The following is a 17,540-nucleotide window of genomic DNA, read 5'->3' as shown; positions in this document are numbered from 1 at the left end:
CTAGTACATCGACGGTTCCACCGATTGCGAGCAGTCGCTGTTGGCGCTGGATTTGGTGCAGGTATAAGGCTCATTTGGCGATGCCGACGGCGCATTCGACGGGCCGCCGCCGCCGCCGATACACCCGCTCAGCATCAGCATCAAAAACACGAGAATTATTTTCTTCATCTCACCGTCCTCCTTTGCGATTCCTCCCTTAAGTATATGTCGGGAAAGCGAACGGCACCGCTCGCCGGGGCGATCTATACTCCTTTGATGCCTTGTTGGCGCACAACGTCGGCGAATGAGGAGGAAAAGATGCAAACCGACGACGAGTTGACCCGCTTTGCCGCGCAGGGCGCGCCGCCGTTGCCGCCCACGTCCAGGCAGGGGTTTGTCGAACATGACGGGGCGCGCATCTGGTATGCCGCCTATGGCGCGGCGCCGACGGTGATCCTGCTGCACGGCGGCCTGGGCCACAGCGGCAACTGGGGGTATCAGCTGCCGGCGCTGCTGGCCGCCGGGTATGGCGTGCTGGTCATCGACAGCCGCGGGCACGGGCGCAGCACGCGCGATGCCCGGCTTTACCGTTACGACCGGATGGCTGATGATCTGGTGGCGGTGATGGATGCGTTGCGGATCCCGCACGCCGCGCTGGCGGGCTGGAGCGACGGCGCCTGCGTCGCGCTTATCGCCGCCCATCGGGCGCCGCAGCGGGTGGACGGCGTCTTTTTCTTCGGCTGCAATATGGATCCCAGCGGCGTTAAACCGCCGGCCGCCAACCCGATCGTCGAGCGCTGCTTCGCCCGCCACATACAGGACTATGCCGCGCTGTCGCCGACGCCGCAGGAGTTCGATGAATTCGTCGCCGCCGTGAGCCTGATGATGAGTAGCCAGCCGAACTACACCGCGCAGGAATTGGCGGCCATTCGCGTGCCGGTGACGGTCGTTCACAGCGAACACGATGAGTTTATCCGCGCCGAACATGCCGCTTACCTAAGCGGCAGCATTCCCGGCGCCCGTCTGGTGACGCTGCCGGGCGTCAGCCACTTCGCGCCGCTGCAGCGGCCGGCGGTGTTCAACCGCGCGCTGCTGGATTTTCTCGCCAATGTGATGCCGCCGCCTGCGCGCCGCCTGCGCGCTGACGCTTACTGCTCTATGCTGGAGGCGGGGCATTTTGACATCATCGAAGAGGACATCATGAGTGAAAGCATCATGGTCAGGCCGCTGGAAGCGCGGGACTACGCCGCCTGGCTGGCGCTGTGGCAAGGGTATAACGCATTTTACGGCCGTGAGGGGGCAACGGCGCTGCCCGACGAGGTGACGCAGACCACCTGGCGGCGTTTTTTTGACGCCTATGAACCGATGTTTGCGCTGGTCGCGGAGCATCAGGGTCAGGTGGTCGGGTTGACGCACTATCTCCTGCACCGCAGTACCTCTCAGCTGCAGCCTAACTGTTATCTGCAGGATCTGTTCACTGCGGAGACGGTGCGCGGCAAAGGGGTGGCGAGGGCGTTGATCGCGGCGGTCTATGAACGCGCGCAGCAGCTGGGGTTGCCGCGTGTTTACTGGAATACCCACGAAACCAACCAGACCGCCATGCGGCTGTATGACAAGGTGGCGGAGCGCCCCGGTTTCGTGATGTACCGCAAGGCGCTTTGACGCGCGGCGAAAAGAAAACGGGCGCCAAACGGCGCCCGGAGAGAGCGGCTTAAAAATCGACAGTCGCCTGCAGGCTGAGGCTGCGCGGTTCGCCTTCAATCACGCGCAGGTTACCGGCGCTGGAGGCGTAGTATTCGCGGTTAAACAGGTTTTTCACATTCAGTTTCAGCTGAGTATGTTTGTCAAGCAGCTTGCTGTCCCAGGCGACAAAGGCATCCGCCACGGTGTAGGCCGGCATGGTGAAACTGTTCTCCGGATCGCCGGCGCGGCGGCCGACATAGCGTGCGCCGCCGCCCACGCGCACCTCGCCGGGCACCACCGGCAGCGTCATGCGGTGGCTGAGATACAGACCGCCCATGTTGGTCGGGGCGTTGACCAGCCGGTTGCCGACGTTGGCCGGATTGAGGTTGTCTTCGACGATCTCGGTTTTGTCGTAGCTGTAATTGGCGGTGAGATCCCAGTTGGGCGCCACTTCGCCGTTCAACTCCAGTTCAGCACCGGTGGATCGCGCCTTGGGAATGCTGCGGGTCACGCCGTTGATAAAGATCGACATATTGCTTTCATCAATACGATAGAGCGCCAGCGTGGCGTCGAACGCCGGGGTGATCTGCCATTTGCCGCCCACCTCATAGGTGGTGCCGGTTTCCGGCGTGGCGACGTTGCCGTTATCGTCGATGGCGGTGGACGGCGTGAAGGAACGGCTGTAGTTACCGTACAGAGACAGGTTCGGCGTCAGCTTATACACCAGCCCCGCCTGCGGCAAAAACTGATTGTCTTTGTCATTGAGCGTATTTTTCGGCTTCTGGAAACCGTTGCTGTTGTTCTGGTAATACGACTGATAGCGTGCGCCGAGCACCGCAATCCACCGGTCGGTGAGATGAATGCTGTCCTTGGCATACAGGGAACGGCTGAACAGCGTCGTGCGCAGGTTGCTCAATGCGTCGTTGTAGGTGGTGCTGTCGGTGACGGGCGCTTCGCCATACGCCGGATCGTACATGTTGAACGTTTTCGACACCTTGCCGCGATAGGAGTAGGCCTTGTAAGTCTGGTTCTTCTCGTAGTCCACGCCCAGCAGCAGGTCGTGTTGCATGCCGAACACCTCCGGCGAACCGGTCACATCCCAGGAATAATAATCGGTCTGGTGATTGAAGCCGCGGTTGGCGTCGGCGCGGCGCGAAACGATGCCGGTCGCGGTGGCGCGCACTTCGTTGCTGTCGTAACGGCGCTGCAGCCAGGCGTAGTTGAGGCGGGTGGTCCAGATCGGATCCAGCGCATATTCATAATGGGCGTTCAGGCGTTTGTTCTTGCCCCAGGCGCGGTTGGCGTAGTCATCCAGCCGGCGGTTATAGGGCACGTCGACCTGTTTGCCGTCGATAAACGCGGTGCCGCGATCGTAAGGAATGTCGTATTTGTACTCGCTGTAGGCGATGTTAAAGGAAGCCTGGTCGCCGAACCAGCTGAGTGAAGGAGCGATCAGCGTATGTTCGTCGCTGCCGAAGTTACGCCAGTAATCCTCGTGCTGGCGCTCGGCGATCAGGCGGAAGGCGAAGCCGCCGCCCAGCGGGCCGGTCACATCGACGCTGCCGCTGCCGCCGCCGAAGCTGTTGGTGGCGCCGCTAATGCGGGTGTTCCAGTCATACTGCGGTTTTTTGCTGATCAGGTTGATGACGCCGCCGGGGCTGAGGATGCCATACAGCAGCGAAGCGGAACCTTTCAGCACCTCGACGCGCTCGGTAGTGGCGTCCATGCTCAGCCCCTGGTTGCTGCGCACGCCGTCGATGAAGACCGAGCCGTCGGAGTTAACCCCGAAACCGCGTTTGACGAAGCCATCCTCGGTGCCGCCGAGCGTGTTGCCCTGGGTGACGCCGCTGACGAATTTCATCGCGTCATTGACGCTTTTGACCTGGAAGTCGTCAATCACCTGCGAGGTGACGACGCTGACCGATTGCGGCAGTTCACCGATTGGCGTGGCGGTTTTGCTGCCGGTTGAGGCGGTATCGGCGCTATAGCTGCCGGCAGGCAGGGCGGTGGCGGTCACCGTGATGGCGTCTTCCTTTTTTGCGTCGGGCGCGGCGGCGATCGCCAGGGCGGGGAACAGGCCGGCGACCAGGGGCAGCGAGCGGAAAACGTGATTTTTTTTGTTTTTGTTGGGGCGGCGAAGAACTGACAGGTGCATATCATTCCATGGCAAATAATAAATAATAATGATTATCATTATAATTATCGTTTAATGAGTTTGGATAGAGGGCAAAGGAGAGATCCGCACATTGCCCGATTTTATTTTGTTATCAAGCAAAAAGACGGCGGTTTTACCGGTAAAAATCCGACGAATTGACCATAATGATCAAGACGGCCGGGATGCCTTGGCAGTTTCTGCGCCAGATAGGCGAGTATCGTCAATATATTGATACACAAATATATTTTTCCTTGATGAATAAACAGGTGTCCGGACCGGCAAAACTGGCAATAATAGGCGGGTCGGCCGTTTATCTTCTCCTCATCGTCGACGGTTGTGACACGCAAAGACTGTCACCTTACGCTAGCGGAAGTCTCTGGATCCAAGATGCAAACCACCTCGTTGTCCGATACCCGGAAAATCTGGCCCGCGCTCAGCATTTTTTTGCTGGTGTTCGCGCTGTGTCTGCTGGGCATCGTGAGCCGGCCCGGCAGTTTTCTGGCGATATTCTGGCCGGCTAACGCCGTGCTGCTGGCCGTTTTGGTGCGCCGCCCGCAGTGGGCGACGCGCGCCGGCTGGGGGATGGCGGTGCTGGGCTACCTGGCGGCGGATCTGTTGACCGGCAGCGCGTTGGAGAAAGCGCTGCTGCTGAACGCCGCCAATCTGGCCGGCGTGGTGGTGGGCTATCTGCTGTTCATGCGGCTGTCGCCGCCGGCGCGCATGTTGCAACGCGGCGCGTCCAGCATGTATCTGTTCGGTATCTGCCTGGCCGCCGCCGCCGCTACCGGCTTGGTGGGGGCCGTTGCCTCGCAGTGGCTGTTCGGCAGGCCCTATTTGACCTCGCTTGCGCTGTGGTTCTCATCTGAATTCACCAACTACGTCACGCTGATGCCGTTCATTCTGGTGTTTCCCGCCGATTGGCGACATCGCCTGCGCGCGGCCTGCGCCATGTTGATACAGCGCAGCCAATGGCCGCAGGCGGGGGGGAAACTGGCGGTGTTGGCGCTGCTGGTGCTGGCGGCGGTCTGCAGCGTGCTGATCGGCGGCCCCGGCGCGGTGATCTTCCCGATGCCGGTGCTGCTGTGGCTGGCGATGTCCTTTTCGTTGTTCAGCACCATGATCGCGGTGCTGGTTTACGTGCTGTGGTGTCATCTGGCGATCGATTTCGGGTTGCTTAGCACTACGCTCGACATGAAGGTGCTGCAGAACGCGGTATCCATGCGCCTTGGTATCGCGCTGCTGGCGTTGGGGCCGATCGCCGTCGCCAGCATGAACTATGCGCGCAACGCGTTGTTACGCACGCTGGAGCACGTGGCGAATCACGATGCGTTGACCCACGTGCTGACGCGCAATGCGTTTATGCAGCGCGGCGAGCGGGTGATCGATCAGAAAGGCGAGCTGGTGTGCGTCATGATGCTCGACATCGACTATTTCAAATCGATCAATGACCGTTTCGGCCACGCCGGTGGCGATCAGGCGCTGATGGCGTTTACCCGTGCGATCGCCGCCGATCTGAACGTCAACGATCTGTTCGGCCGCATGGGCGGCGAAGAGTTCGCCATCGTCTCGACGCTCGGCCAGCCGCAGCAGGGGTTGCAGCTGGCCGAACGGCTGCGGCAACGCATTGAGGCGGAATCGATCACCATGCCGGCCGGCCATCCGCTGCAGATCACCGTCAGCATCGGCATGGTGACCTGCCCGGGCGGTTCCGGCCATAGCCTGGCCGATCTGCTCAAACTGGCGGATCTGGCGGTATACAAAGCGAAAAATGCCGGCCGTAATCGGGTCGCCACGCCGGAATCTTACCCGCCGAACGATCCGGGCCGCTGAACTTCCGATCCGGGCCGCGCGCCCGCCGTCTAAACTGGTAGGGGGCACGGGCAACGTCGCCCGTGCTGAACCGACTGTCCTTAATCAGACAAGAGGATACCAGGATGAAATACGTAGACGGGTTTGTGGTGGCGGTGCCGGCCGCCAACAAGGAGGCTTATCACCGGCTGGCGGCCGCTGCGGCGCCGCTGTTCAAAGAGTTTGGCGCCACGCGCATCGTGGAGTGTTGGGGCGATGACGTACCCGACGGCAAACTCACCGACTTTCGCGGCGCGGTAAAGGCGCAGGAGGGCGAAGTGGTGGTGTTCAGCTGGATAGAGTACCCCTCCAAGGCGGTGCGCGACGCCGCCAACCAGAAAATGATGAACGATCCGCGCATGAAGGCGCTGGGCGAGATGCCGTTTGACGGCAAACGCATGATCTTTGGCGGGTTCGCGCCGATCCTCGATGCCTGAAGGAGGCGCCGATGGCCAGAATTACGCAACATCTGTGGTTTGAAAAAGACATGGAGGCGGCGCTGAATTGCTACGTCGCGCTGATCCCCGGTTCGTCCGTGAACTGGTTTTCCGATCTGCCGGCGGATACGCCGAGCGGCCCGGCCGGCAGCGTGAAGCTGGCCTCCTTCACCCTGGGCGACCAGCGCTATGCGGCGATCGAGGCCGGGCCGTTGGATCCGTTCAATCACAGCTTTTCCGTGATGGTGGAATGCGACGATCAGGCGGAGGTTGACCGGCTGTGGGATGCGTTGAGCGAGGGCGGCGAGGCGGAGCAGTGCGGCTGGCTGCGCGATCGCTGGGGGCTGTGCTGGCAGATCGTGCCGCGGCGCCTGACCGAGCTGATGAACGACCCCGACGCCGCGCGCGTGCGGCGGGTCACGGAAGCGATGCTGCTGATGGGCAAAATCGACATCACCGGCCTGGAAGCGGCGGCGCGGGACTAGCGGAAAGAGAACGTGGGAGAGAAAGGATGCATCGAGAGCGGCACAGTATTGAACGCATCGGCTGGCTGCGGGCGGCGGTGCTCGGCGCCAACGACGGCATCGTCTCAACGGCCAGCCTGCTGCTGGGCGTAGCGGCGGCCAGCGCCTCGCATTCCGCACTGATGATCGCCGGCGTCGCCGGGTGGGTGGCGGGCGCGATGTCGATGGCCACCGGCGAGTACGTGTCGGTGTCGTCGCAGGCGGACACCGAGAAGGCCGCGCTGGCCGAGGAACAGGCGGAGCTGCTCGAAGACTATCCGGGGGAGTTCCGCGAACTGACGTCTATCTACGTGCATCGCGGGCTGGACCCGGCGCTGGCCCGGCAGGTGGCGGAAAAGCTGATGGCGCATGATGCGCTGGAGGCCCACGCGCGCGACGAACTGGGCATTTCCGCCGCCACGCGCGCCCGGCCGCTGCAAGCCGCGTTGGCATCGGCCCTCAGTTTCTCTCTCGGCGCGCTGTTGCCGCTGCTGGTGGCGCTGTGGGTGCCGGTTGCCTGGACGCGGCCGGCGCTGGTGACATCGGCGCTGATTTCCCTCGGCATTCTCGGCGGTATCGCCGCGAAAACCGGGGGTGCGCCGATCTTGCCGGGCGTGGCGCGTATCCTGATCTGGAGCGCCCTGGCGATGGCGGTTTCCTCCGGCGTTGGCATGCTGTTTGGCGTCGCGGCCGGCTAGCGCCGTGCTTGCATCAATCTGTTGCACCTCAAATTCAGTATTTATCATTTGTCAGCCGCCGGCGTTCGCGGCATGGTGACGGCAACGCCAAATCAGTCAGGGACATTTATGCAAAAATCACAGATTCAACCGTGGGTTGCGCAGCATCCGCTGTTGCAACGAATGGTCGCCCTCGAGCCTATCACCTGGTTCAATCCGCGTGCGACAACGCTGGCCGCAGGCTTGCCCCATGTCGGCCTGACCGCCGCCGACGTCGCCGCAGCGGAGCAGCGCCTGGCGCGCTTCGCGCCTTATCTCGCCGAGGCCTTTCCCGAAACGCAGCCCACTGGGGGGATCATCGAATCCGAGCTGGTGGCGATCCCCGCCATGCAGCAGGCGTTGGATCGGCGCTATGGGCTGCGGCTTGGCGGGAAGCTGCTGCTGAAAAAGGACAGCCATCTGCCGATCTCCGGCTCAATCAAGGCGCGCGGCGGCATCTACGAGGTGCTGACGCACGCGGAGACGCTGGCGCTGGAGGCGGGGCTGCTGCAGACCGGCGACGACTACGCCCGGCTGTTTTCCGACGAATTTCGTCAGTTCTTCAGCCAGTACCGCATCGCCGTCGGATCGACCGGCAATCTGGGATTATCCATCGGCATCATCAGCGCCCGGCTGGGGTTTGACGTCAGCGTGCACATGTCGGCGGATGCGCGGGCGTGGAAGAAGCAAAAGCTGCGCGATAACGGCGTCACGGTGGTGGAGTACGCCGAAGATTACGGCGTGGCGGTCGAGCAGGGGCGCAAGCAGGCGGCGAACGATCCGCGCTGTTTCTTTATCGACGATGAAAACTCGCAGACCCTGTTCCTCGGCTACGCGGTGGCCGGCGGCCGCCTGAAGCGGCAGTTCGCCGAACAGAGCATCGTGGTGGACGCGCAGCACCCGCTGTTTGTGTATCTGCCGTGCGGCGTCGGCGGCGGGCCGGGCGGCGTGGCGTTTGGCCTCAAGCTGGCGTTCGGCGATCACGTTCACTGTATTTTCGCCGAACCGACCCATTCGCCCTGCATGCTGCTCGGCGTCTACAGCGGGCTGCATGACGGCATTGCGGTGCAAGATCTCGGCATCGATAACCGCACCGCGGCGGACGGGCTGGCGGTGGGGCGCGCCTCCGGCTTTGTCGGCCGGGCGATGGAGCGCCTGCTGAGCGCGTTTTACACCCTGAGCGACGAAGAGATGTTTGCGCTGCTCGGGCTGTTGGACAAGCACGAGCATCTTCAGCTGGAGCCGTCTGCGCTGGCCGGCATGGCCGGGCCGTGGCGCGTTGCAGCCCATGCGAAGGCGCTCAGCGAGCAAGGCATCAGTGCCGAGAGTCTGGCGCAGGCGACGCACCTGGTATGGGCGACCGGTGGTGGCATGGTGCCGCCGGCGGAAATGGCGAAGTATCTCGCCGCCGGGCAGGCGGCGGAATAAGGCGCAGTAAAAAGGGGCGAAAATCGCCCCTGATTGCCTGCCGTGCGGTTACAGCTGTTCGCCGTTGCTGGCGATCACCCGGCGGTACCAGTCGAAGCTCTTCTTGCGCGAACGCTCGAGCGTGCCGGTGCCGTCGTCATGCTTGTCGACGTAGATGAAGCCGTAACGTTTGCTGTACTCGCCGGTGGTGAACGATACGCAGTCGATGCAGCCCCACGGCGTATAGCCGATCAGGTCTACGCCGTCTTCAATCACCGCTTTCTTCATCTCTTCGATATGGGCGCGCAGATAGTCGATGCGATAGTCATCGTTGATCTGGCCGTCCGCTTCTACCTTGTCGAAGGCACCAAAGCCGTTCTCCACGATAAACAGCGGCTTCTGATAGCGTTCATACAGCACGTTCAGCGAATAGCGCAGCCCGACCGGATCGATCTGCCAGCCCCAGTCGGAGGCTTTGACGTGTGGGTTCGGTACGTTGCCCGGGAAGCCGAACATACCGTCGCTGCCGTCCACCGCGTTAGCCTGCAGGGCGTTGCTCATGTAATAGCTGAAGCCGATGTAGTCGGTGCAGCCCTCGCGCAGGATCTGCGCGTCCTGCGGCTGCATCTCGATTTTAAGCCCTTTGCGTTCCCAATCGCGCAGCAGGTAGCTTGGGTAGTAGCCGCGCATCTGCACGTCGGTATACAGATAGCGTTGGTGCATCGCCTCGACGGCGTACATCACGTCGTCCGGCTTGCAGGAATACGGGTAGAACGGTACGCAGGCCAGCATGCAGCCGATCTTGAATTCCGGGTTGATCTGATGGCCGAGTTTGACCACCTGCGCGCTGGCGACGAACTGGTGGTGCAGCACCTGGTACAGCGCCTGTTCCGGGTTGTCTTCCTGGGTGTAGTCCACGCCGGAGCAGCAGTAGCCGAACAGCGGATAGCGGTAGTTGCTCTGGTTATTGATCTCGTTGAAGGTCATCCAGTACTTCACTTTTTCGCGGTAGCGGCGCATCACCACCTCGCTGAAGCGCACGAAGAACTCCACCACCCGGCGATTTTTCCAGCCGCCGTAGGCCTTCACCAGATGGTAAGGCATTTCGAAGTGGGACAGGGTGATCACCGGCTGGATGCCGTATTTCAGCAGTTCGTCGAACAGATCGTCGTAAAACTGCAGGCCGGCCTCGTTCGGCGTCGCTTCATCGCCGTTCGGGAAGATGCGCGTCCAGGCGATCGAGGTGCGGAAGCATTTGAAGCCCATCTCGGCGAACAGCGCCACGTCCTGCTTATAGCGGCCGTAGAAATCCACCGCTTCGTGGTTGGGGTAGCGATAGCCGTCGAGCACGCCGTCGGTCATCACGCGATCCACGCCGTGCGAGCCGCCGGACAGCACATCGGCGATGCTTGGCCCTTTGCCGCCCCGATCCCAACCGCCTTCAACCTGGTGCGCGGCAACCGCGCCCCCCCACAGAAAATCCTTCGGCAACTGTTTCATCGTCAATGTCTCATCGGTTTATTTAATGAAGGGTAATAACGCTGCGTTGAGAATAGAGTAGCAAGAGCGAAAGAAATGTCACGATATAACAAATCACCGTGGAAAGTGATTTGTCACAATAAAAAAACAACCTGTTTTATTTTGCCGAATTAATATGCCCGAGCCGTTTACCGATGGTTTCAATAATGTAAAGCACGGGGATCTGCGTGGTGATATTGTGATGCCCGCCGATCAAATGCTGCGGAACGTGGTAGGAGAGGTTGAAGTCCGCCAGCCGTGCCAGTGAAGAGGTTTCGTTGTTGGTGATGCTGATGATCTTGCAGTGGTGCAGGCTGAACTGGCTGGCCAGCCGCAGGATCTCTTCGGTTTCGCCGGTGACCGACAGCATGATCGCCACCGCGTTTTTATACATGTCGCTGTTGACCGGATAATAAGGATCGTCGATGTGGGTGCTGAATTTCCCGACGTTGGAAAAGAAACGCGCGCCATATTTCCCCAACGCGCCTGAGGTGCTGATACCGACGAAAATAATTCGCTCGGCGGCGGCGATATGGTGCACCGCCTGATCGATCAGCTGATTAAACTCTTCGTTGCTGACGCTTTTAAAAAAGCTGAGGATTTCGCCGATGCCGGAATCGGCCGGCGGCGCATCGGTTTGTTCCAGGTACAGCTTGAAACGGATGCGAAATTCCGAATAGCCCTCACAGCCCATTTTCTTGCAAAACCGCAGCACGGTGGTGGTGGACACCCCGGCGGCCTCGGCCAGCTCGCGGATGGTCATGTACATCACTTGATTCTTGTGTTTGCTGACGTAGTTATAAACCATCAGCTCCAGGGCGTTGAGCTCGGCGATTGCTTTATGGGTAAACATGAGTCGGTCCGGCGGCTGAAAACGGGAAGCTTATCTGCGGGTTAACATAGCAAAATTCACCGCCGCTGGCACTGCCGGGCAAAAAGAAAAGCCGCACCAGTCAGGCGCGGCCCAGGGTTCACGACGAACAAATAAAGCAAAACGTTCCGGAAGACATGCCATGAAAACGCGTTTCATCACACCGGGTTAGCATAGGTCAGCGGATCCCGGCGGCAAAATGCCGGTTTCTGCTTTCTAAAGTTAAAGAACGGCAAAGTTATGGCGCCGCATCCCTGGCTCGTGAGCGCGCCAGCAGCGGCGGCACCACCAGGTACAGGGCGGCGGCCAACGCCCACACCAGGCCGGGCCAGACATTGCGCGTGGTGGCATACAGCGCCGTCGCCACCAGCGGCCCCGCGACGCCGATCAGGCTGCCCATGCTGGCGAGCGTCCCTTGCAGCTCGCCCTGATGATCGTCGTCCACCTTGTGCGCCATCAACGCCTGCAGCGCGGGCAACGCCATGCCGCCCGCGGCGAAGAACGGCAGCAGGGCGAACGGCGCCCAGCCGCGCGTGGCGACAGACAACAGCGCCAGGCCCACGGCGTCGGCGGCCAGGCCGATCAGCAGCGCCTTGCGCTCGCCAAGCCGCGCGACCAGCGGGCCAATGGCAAAGGCCTGCGACAGCGCGTGGCAGGCGCCGTAGCCGGCCAGCGACAGGCCCGCCACCATCATGCTCCAGCCGAAACGATCCTGACCGTATAAAATCCACAGCGTGGCCGGCGCCTGCGAAACCAGCGCCATAACCAGATAAATGCCGGCCAGCGGCAGCAGGCCAGGCTTGCCGTGCAGCCGGCGCAATGACGAGAAGGAATTAAGGCGAATTTTCTCGGCGGCGCGGGGGCGGGATTTACGCGATTCGGGCAGCAGGAAAAACGCCATCACCAAGTTGAGGGTATTCATCATCGCCGCCGCCAGGAAGGGCGCATGCAGATGCCATTCGCCCAGCGATCCGCCGAGCAGCGGGCCGACGATAAAGCCGACGCCGAACACCGCGCCCACCAGGCCGAAACGCCGCGCGCGCTGGCCGGCGGGGGTAATATCTGTGACGTAAGCGGTGGCGACCGCCATGTTGGCACCGGTAATGCCCGCCAGCAACCGCCCCAGATAGAGCCAGGCCAGCGTCGGCGCGAACGCCATCAGCAGGTAGTCGGCCGCCGCACCGGCGAGCGAAATCAACAGCACCGGCCGCCGCCCGAAACGATCGCTCAGCGCGCCGAGGATCGGCGAAAACAGGAATTGCATCAACGCATAGGCCGCCAGCAGAGCGCCGTAATGCACGCTGCCGGCATCGAGGCCGCCCAGCGAGCGCAGCAGCGCCGGCAGAATAGGCATGATCAGACCGATACCCACCGCATCCAGCAACACCGTCAACAAAATAACCAGCATGGGTTTTTTCAAAATTGTGACTCTAACAGTGATAGAGTATGGAGTATTCCACAGTTACCCTATCAGTGATAGAGAGATGAGCGAAAAAAATACTGCGGCGCGTTTAACGCGTGAAACCGTCCTGCGCGGGGCGCTGGCGTTACTGGATGACATCGGCATCGATGCCCTGAGCACCCGCCGCCTGGCGCAACATCTGGGCGTGCAATCCCCCACGCTCTATTGGCACTTCAAAAACAAGGCCGAGCTGCTGAAGGCGATGGCGGAAACCATCATGTTGGACCACCGCGAAGAGGTGCCCGTCGACATGCCCTGGCAGGCCTGGGTGACCGCCAATGCGATCAATTTCCGCCGCGCGTTGCTGGCTTACCGCGACGGGGCGCGCCTGCACGCCGGCACCCGGCCGCAGGAACCGCAATTCGCCATCATCGAGGCCAAGGTGGCGCTGCTGTGCCGGGCGGGCTTTACGCCGGAACACGCCGTTAATCTGCTGTTCGCCGTCGGGCGTTTTGTGGTGGGTTGGGTGCTGGAAGAGCAGCAAATGCAGCCCGATGATGCGCTGAACGAAGCCGATCGCCGGCGCTACCCGCTGCTGTGTGGAGGCTGGGAAAAGCTGCAGGACAAGGGGGCAGACGCGCTGTTCGAAGCCGGCCTCCGGCTGTTGGTCGACGGCGCCGAGGCCGCGTTGACGAACGCCAATAATCACGGCACGCAATCATAACACCAGGCTTATCTATAGGAAATTTATAGAAAATACCCACTTTTCGTTAAAGCCATGGCGGCTACATTCCCTTAACATTATCAAGTCTTTTGATGATAATTATTAGCACGCTGCACAATTATTCATCGCAGTGATGTTACGGATTAAATCCGTTTGCTTAAGGGATAGTTTCACCATGGAAATCAATGTTAACGGCCGGGTGGTTCCACTCGGCGATATCTCGCCCGACACCCCGCTGCTGTACGTTTTACGCAACGATCTGCAATTGAACGGCCCCAAATACGGCTGCGGCCTGGGGGAGTGTGGCGCCTGCACGGTGCTGATCGACGGCGTCGCCGCACGCTCCTGCTCAATGCCGCTGTCCGCCGTAGGAAAAAAATCCGTCACCACGCTCGAAGGCCTGGGTACACCGGAGGCGCTGCATCCGGTGCAGCAGAGGTTTATCGAGGAGCAGGCGGCGCAGTGCGGTTACTGCACCAACGGCATGATCATGACGCTGGTCGCGCTGTTCGAACGCGAGCCGGAGGCGGACGAACAAACCATCAAGAAAGAGCTGGCCTACAACCTGTGCCGCTGCGGCACGCATATCGAGATCCTGCATGCCGCCGAGCGCGCCCGCGATCTGCTGGCCGCGCGGAGGCAAGCATGAGCCGCCTCGAACTGACCCGCCGCCAGCTGCTGCAGGCCGGCGGTGTGGTAATGGTCAGCAGCCTGCTGCCCGCGCCGTTTAACGCCTTCGCCGCCGAGGCGGTTGCATCGCCCGCCGAGCTGCCGCTGGATCGGGTGGACAGCTTTATCAGCCTCACCGCCGACGGCCGGGTGACGGCGTTCAATGGCCACGTCGATCTGGGCACCGGCATTCGCACCGCGCTGGCGCAGATCGTCGCCGATGAAATTTGCGTGCCGTTCGAGCAAGTCACGATGATCCTTGGCGATACGCAACGCACGCCGGATCAGGGGCCGACCATCGCCAGCGCCACCCTTCAGGTGACGTCGGTGCCGCTGCGACAGGCGGCGGCGCAGGTGCGGCACCTGCTGACGGCGCTGGCGGCCAAAGCCTTCGAACTGCCGGCCGAACAGCTGACGGCGGCGGCGGGGCAGGTATTTGTGACCGGGAACCCAGGGCGATCGCTGAGCTATGCGCAGCTGGCGAGTGGGCAAAATCTGCACGTGATGCTGGATAAAAACGTGCAGCTGAACAGTGAACGGCAGAACCAGTATGTGGGCCGCGCCGTGCCCCGGGTCGATATTCCGGCCAAGGTCAGCGGTGGGCTGACCTACGTACACGACCTGCGCTTGCCCGGCATGCTGCATGGCCGCGTGGTGCGCCCGCCATACGCAGGCGCCGACAGCAGCGCGCCGTTGGGCAGTGGCCTGCTGTCGGTGGATAAAAGCTCGATCGCGCACCTGCCGGGCATCGTGAAACTGGTGGTGATCAACGATTTCATCGGCATCGTGGCCGAGCGCGAGGAGCAGGCAATCGCCGCCATGCGCCAACTGAAAACCACCTGGCAACCCTGGGCCGGATTGCCGGATCTGTCGCCGGAAGCGCTGCCCGCCGCGCTGGAGGCCAATCCGAAAACCGACCGCGTGCTGCGCGACGACGCGGGCACGGACGCCGCGTTGGCATTGCTGCATACCGAAGTGCAGGCCGACTATGTCTGGCCTTACCATCAGCACGCCTCGATCGGCCCTTCCTGCGCGGTGGCGGAGGTCAAAGACGGGCGGGCGCAGGTGTGGTCCGGCACGCAAAACCCACACGATCTGCGCAAAGATATCGCCAGGCTGCTCGAGCTGCCGCCTGGGCAGGTGCACATCACCCGCATGGAGGCTTCCGGCTGCTATGGCCGCAACTGCGCCGACGACGTCTCGGCGGACGCGGCGCTGCTGGCACGGGCCACCGGCCGACCGGTGCGCGTGCAGCTGATGCGCGAACAGGAATCCGGTTGGGAGCCGAAGGGCACCGGCCAGCTGATTCGGGTGCGCGGCGGCCTCGATGCGCAAAACCGGGTGGCGGCCTACGAATTGAAAACCAGCTATCCCTCCAACAATGCCGTGACCTTGCCGCTGGTGTTGACCGGCAAAGTGGCCAACCGGGCCGACGTGCAGCAGATGGGCGATCGCACCGCCATTCCGCAATACGAGTATCCGCACATGCGGGTCGTCTGCCAGGACGCCGCGCCGATCGTGCGGGCTTCGTGGATGCGCGGCGTTTCGGCGCTGCCCAACGTGTTCGCCCATGAGTCCTGGATCGACGAGCTGGCCTGGCGCGCCGGTGAGGATCCGATCGCGTTTCGTTTGCGCTATCTGAACGATCCGCGTGCGGTGGCCTTGATTGAATCCCTGAAACGGCAGGCGAACTGGCAAGACGGCCCGGCGCACCGGGCGCGCGCCGCCGGCGCCGAAGTAGTGAGCGGCCGGGGCTTCGCCTACGCGCGCTATTTCCACAGCAAGTTCCCTGGCTTCGGCGCCGCCTGGGCGGCCTGGGTGTGCGATCTCAGCGTCAACCGCCGCTCCGGGCAGATCACGCTCGATAAAATCTTCGTGGCGCATGACTGCGGCCGCATGATCAACCCGGCCGGGGTGCGCCATCAGGTGCACGGCAACATTATCCAGTCCGCCAGCCGGGTGCTGAAAGAGTTTGTGACCTTCAACGAGACGGGGGTGACGTCATTAGACTGGGGCGGCTATCCGATCCTGCGCTTCGACGAACTGCCGCAGATCGATATCCAGCTGATCGACCGCCCGGAGGAAGCGCCGATGGGCGCCGGAGAGTCCGCCTCGGTGCCGAGTGCGGCGGCGATCGGCAACGCGCTGTTTGACGCGCTCGGCGTGCGCCTGCGCGAGGTGCCGTTTACGCCGGAGCGGGTGCTCGCCGCACTGCGCGCTCAGGCCGGCCATTAACCCCCCGTAACGAACAAGGACAGCAAAGATGAGTAAGATGAAAAAAATCGTCGGGTGGGGTGGCTTCACAGTGCTCGCCGTGGTGGTGGCCGGCGTTGTCGCCAGCTGGCAACCGGAAATCGCGCCGCTCGCCGCCGATGCGACGCACAGTTTCAGCGAGGCGCAGATCGCGCGCGGCAAAACGCTGGCCGATCTCGGCGATTGCGCGGTGTGCCACACCCGTTCGGGCGGTGAGCGCAACGCCGGCGGGTTGGCGATGGAGATCCCCTTCGGCACCATTTACACCACCAACATCACGCCGGACGTGGAAACCGGCATCGGCAGCTGGAGCTATGCGGCGTTTGAACGCGCCATGCGCCACGGCGTCGATCGCCAGGGCCACTACCTTTACCCGGCGTTTCCCTATACCGCCTTTACCCGCACGAGTGACGACGATCTGCAGGCGCTGTACGCCTACCTGATGTCGCAGCCGCCGGTCAACTCCCGGCCGCCGGCCACCGATCTGCACTTTCCGTTCAATATCCGCCAGGGCATCTTCGCCTGGAACCTGCTGTTCCTGACGCCGGGCGCGATGCAGGAAGACCCGGCCCAAAGCGCCGCCTGGAACCGCGGCGCTTATCTGGCCGAAGGGCTGGGGCACTGCAGCGCCTGCCACTCGCCGCGCAACGTGCTGTTCGGCGAAAAAACCGGTAGCGACCACCTGGCCGGCGGCGTGGCGGAAGGCTGGACGGCGCCGGCGTTGACCGGCCGCTCGCCTGCGCCGCTCAATTGGACGCAGCAGGATCTGGTCGATTTTATGCGTACCGGCTACTCGGCCAACCACGGCGTGGCCGCCGGCCCGATGGCGCCGGTGATCGAAGAAGGGTTGTCCCGCTTGCCGCAGGCCGATCTGCAGGCGATCGCCGTCTATCTGCGCAGCTATCATCCTGAAACGGCGGCGAGCGCGACGGCGGCCGCGTTGAACGCTCAGGCGGAACGGCAGGTGGAGCCCCTGAGCTCGCAAGGCGCGCGGCTGTTTTCCGGCGCCTGCATGGCTTGCCATGCGCAGGAAAAAGGCGCGCAGATGGCAGGAGTACGGCCGTCTCTGGCGCTGAACACCAACCTGTTTGCCGAGGCGCCGGACAATGCCATTCGCGTGGTGCTGGATGGCATACAGCGGCCGGCGAACGCCGAGCTGGGCTATATGCCGGGCTTCCGCCATAACCTGGATGACGCGCAGATCGCCATCCTGCTCAACTACCTGCGGCAGCACTACGCCGGTCAGGCGCCGTGGCCCGAGTTGGCGGCGCAGGTCGGCCGCCTGCGCGCCGAAACCGCGCAGAAATAGCCGCCGAGGGCTGGACAGGCGCGCTGCGTTGGCGACAATAGGGCCTTTCACATGGACAGAGGCAGT

Annotated in this window: 15 protein-coding genes; 10 read left to right on the top strand and 5 right to left on the bottom strand. The window is 62.5% G+C overall.

Features of this window, described 5'->3' with window-relative positions:
- Window positions 1–168, bottom strand: a complete 168-nt coding sequence (locus ACJ8HT_RS06495) for a hypothetical protein (protein ID WP_164550866.1) — start codon at window positions 166–168, stop codon at window positions 1–3.
- A gap of 129 nt (window positions 169–297) precedes the next feature.
- Here ACJ8HT_RS06495 and ACJ8HT_RS06490 point away from each other — a divergent pair, with 129 nt between their 5' ends.
- A complete protein-coding gene (locus ACJ8HT_RS06490) occupies window positions 298–1,641 on the top strand; it encodes an alpha/beta fold hydrolase (RefSeq protein ID WP_350429797.1) in 1,344 nt (447 codons plus the stop codon).
- A gap of 49 nt (window positions 1,642–1,690) precedes the next feature.
- Here the strand turns inward: ACJ8HT_RS06490 and ACJ8HT_RS06485 are convergent, their stop codons facing one another.
- Entirely contained in the window at window positions 1,691–3,817 is a 2,127-nt protein-coding gene (locus ACJ8HT_RS06485) for a TonB-dependent siderophore receptor (RefSeq protein WP_376787971.1), read from the bottom strand.
- Between the two features lie 387 nt (window positions 3,818–4,204).
- Between ACJ8HT_RS06485 and ACJ8HT_RS06480 the strand changes: the two genes are divergently transcribed.
- The 5 genes from ACJ8HT_RS06480 (at window position 4,205) to ACJ8HT_RS06460 (ending at window position 8,749) form a co-directional block, all read left to right on the top strand.
- Window positions 4,205–5,647 (top strand): GGDEF domain-containing protein, encoded by a 1,443-nt coding sequence (locus ACJ8HT_RS06480; protein ID WP_197652873.1) that lies wholly within the window; start codon window positions 4,205–4,207, stop codon window positions 5,645–5,647.
- Between the two features lie 104 nt (window positions 5,648–5,751).
- Entirely contained in the window at window positions 5,752–6,102 is a 351-nt protein-coding gene (locus ACJ8HT_RS06475; RefSeq protein WP_038871540.1) for a DUF1428 domain-containing protein, read from the top strand.
- 11 nt (window positions 6,103–6,113) lie between these two features.
- The gene (locus tag ACJ8HT_RS06470) at window positions 6,114–6,587 is read left to right on the top strand and encodes a VOC family protein (protein WP_197652872.1); all 474 of its coding nucleotides are present in this window, start codon (window positions 6,114–6,116) and stop codon (window positions 6,585–6,587) included.
- Window positions 6,588–6,613: 26 nt separating this feature from the next.
- Window positions 6,614–7,303, top strand: a complete 690-nt coding sequence (locus ACJ8HT_RS06465) for a VIT1/CCC1 transporter family protein (RefSeq protein WP_194572252.1) — start codon at window positions 6,614–6,616, stop codon at window positions 7,301–7,303.
- A gap of 108 nt (window positions 7,304–7,411) precedes the next feature.
- Window positions 7,412–8,749, top strand: coding sequence for a D-serine ammonia-lyase (locus ACJ8HT_RS06460; RefSeq protein WP_197652871.1), 1,338 nt, complete (start codon window positions 7,412–7,414; stop codon window positions 8,747–8,749).
- Between the two features lie 48 nt (window positions 8,750–8,797).
- Here ACJ8HT_RS06460 and ACJ8HT_RS06455 read toward each other — a convergent pair whose 3' ends face one another.
- The 3 genes from ACJ8HT_RS06455 to tet(41) form a co-directional block, all read right to left on the bottom strand.
- Window positions 8,798–10,234 (bottom strand): 6-phospho-beta-glucosidase, encoded by a 1,437-nt coding sequence (locus ACJ8HT_RS06455; RefSeq protein ID WP_110147025.1) that lies wholly within the window; start codon window positions 10,232–10,234, stop codon window positions 8,798–8,800.
- A 130-nt stretch (window positions 10,235–10,364) separates the two neighbouring features.
- Window positions 10,365–11,099 carry a MurR/RpiR family transcriptional regulator gene (locus ACJ8HT_RS06450; protein ID WP_194572255.1) on the bottom strand — a complete coding sequence of 245 codons (735 nt, stop codon included), beginning with the start codon at window positions 11,097–11,099 and terminating at the stop codon, window positions 10,365–10,367.
- 256 nt (window positions 11,100–11,355) lie between these two features.
- Window positions 11,356–12,537, bottom strand: coding sequence for a tetracycline efflux MFS transporter Tet(41) (tet(41), locus tag ACJ8HT_RS06445; RefSeq protein ID WP_197652869.1), 1,182 nt, complete (start codon window positions 12,535–12,537; stop codon window positions 11,356–11,358).
- 64 nt (window positions 12,538–12,601) lie between these two features.
- Here tet(41) and tetR point away from each other — a divergent pair, with 64 nt between their 5' ends.
- From tetR to ACJ8HT_RS06425, 4 genes are all read left to right on the top strand, one after another.
- Window positions 12,602–13,243 (top strand): tetracycline resistance transcriptional repressor TetR, encoded by a 642-nt coding sequence (gene tetR / locus ACJ8HT_RS06440; RefSeq protein ID WP_197652868.1) that lies wholly within the window; start codon window positions 12,602–12,604, stop codon window positions 13,241–13,243.
- A gap of 175 nt (window positions 13,244–13,418) precedes the next feature.
- Window positions 13,419–13,892, top strand: a complete 474-nt coding sequence (locus ACJ8HT_RS06435; protein WP_197652867.1) for a (2Fe-2S)-binding protein — start codon at window positions 13,419–13,421, stop codon at window positions 13,890–13,892.
- On the top strand, window positions 13,889–16,147 hold the full coding sequence (locus ACJ8HT_RS06430; RefSeq protein WP_197652866.1) for a xanthine dehydrogenase family protein molybdopterin-binding subunit: 2,259 nt from the start codon (window positions 13,889–13,891) through the stop codon (window positions 16,145–16,147). The genes ACJ8HT_RS06435 and ACJ8HT_RS06430 overlap by 4 nt, the downstream gene beginning before the upstream one ends.
- Window positions 16,148–16,175: 28 nt before the next feature.
- Window positions 16,176–17,474: a c-type cytochrome gene (locus ACJ8HT_RS06425; protein ID WP_195873451.1), complete on the top strand. Its 1,299-nt coding sequence runs from the start codon at window positions 16,176–16,178 to the stop codon at window positions 17,472–17,474.
- The last annotated feature ends 66 nt before the right edge of the window (window positions 17,475–17,540 follow it).

The organism is Serratia sp. CY44782, from assembly GCF_052168715.1.
In the GTDB taxonomy this organism is placed as follows: Bacteria; Pseudomonadota; Gammaproteobacteria; order Enterobacterales; family Enterobacteriaceae; genus Serratia; species Serratia nevei.
The sequence above is the reverse complement of the archived record's forward strand: the minus strand, read 5'-3'. Positions and strand labels throughout refer to the sequence as shown.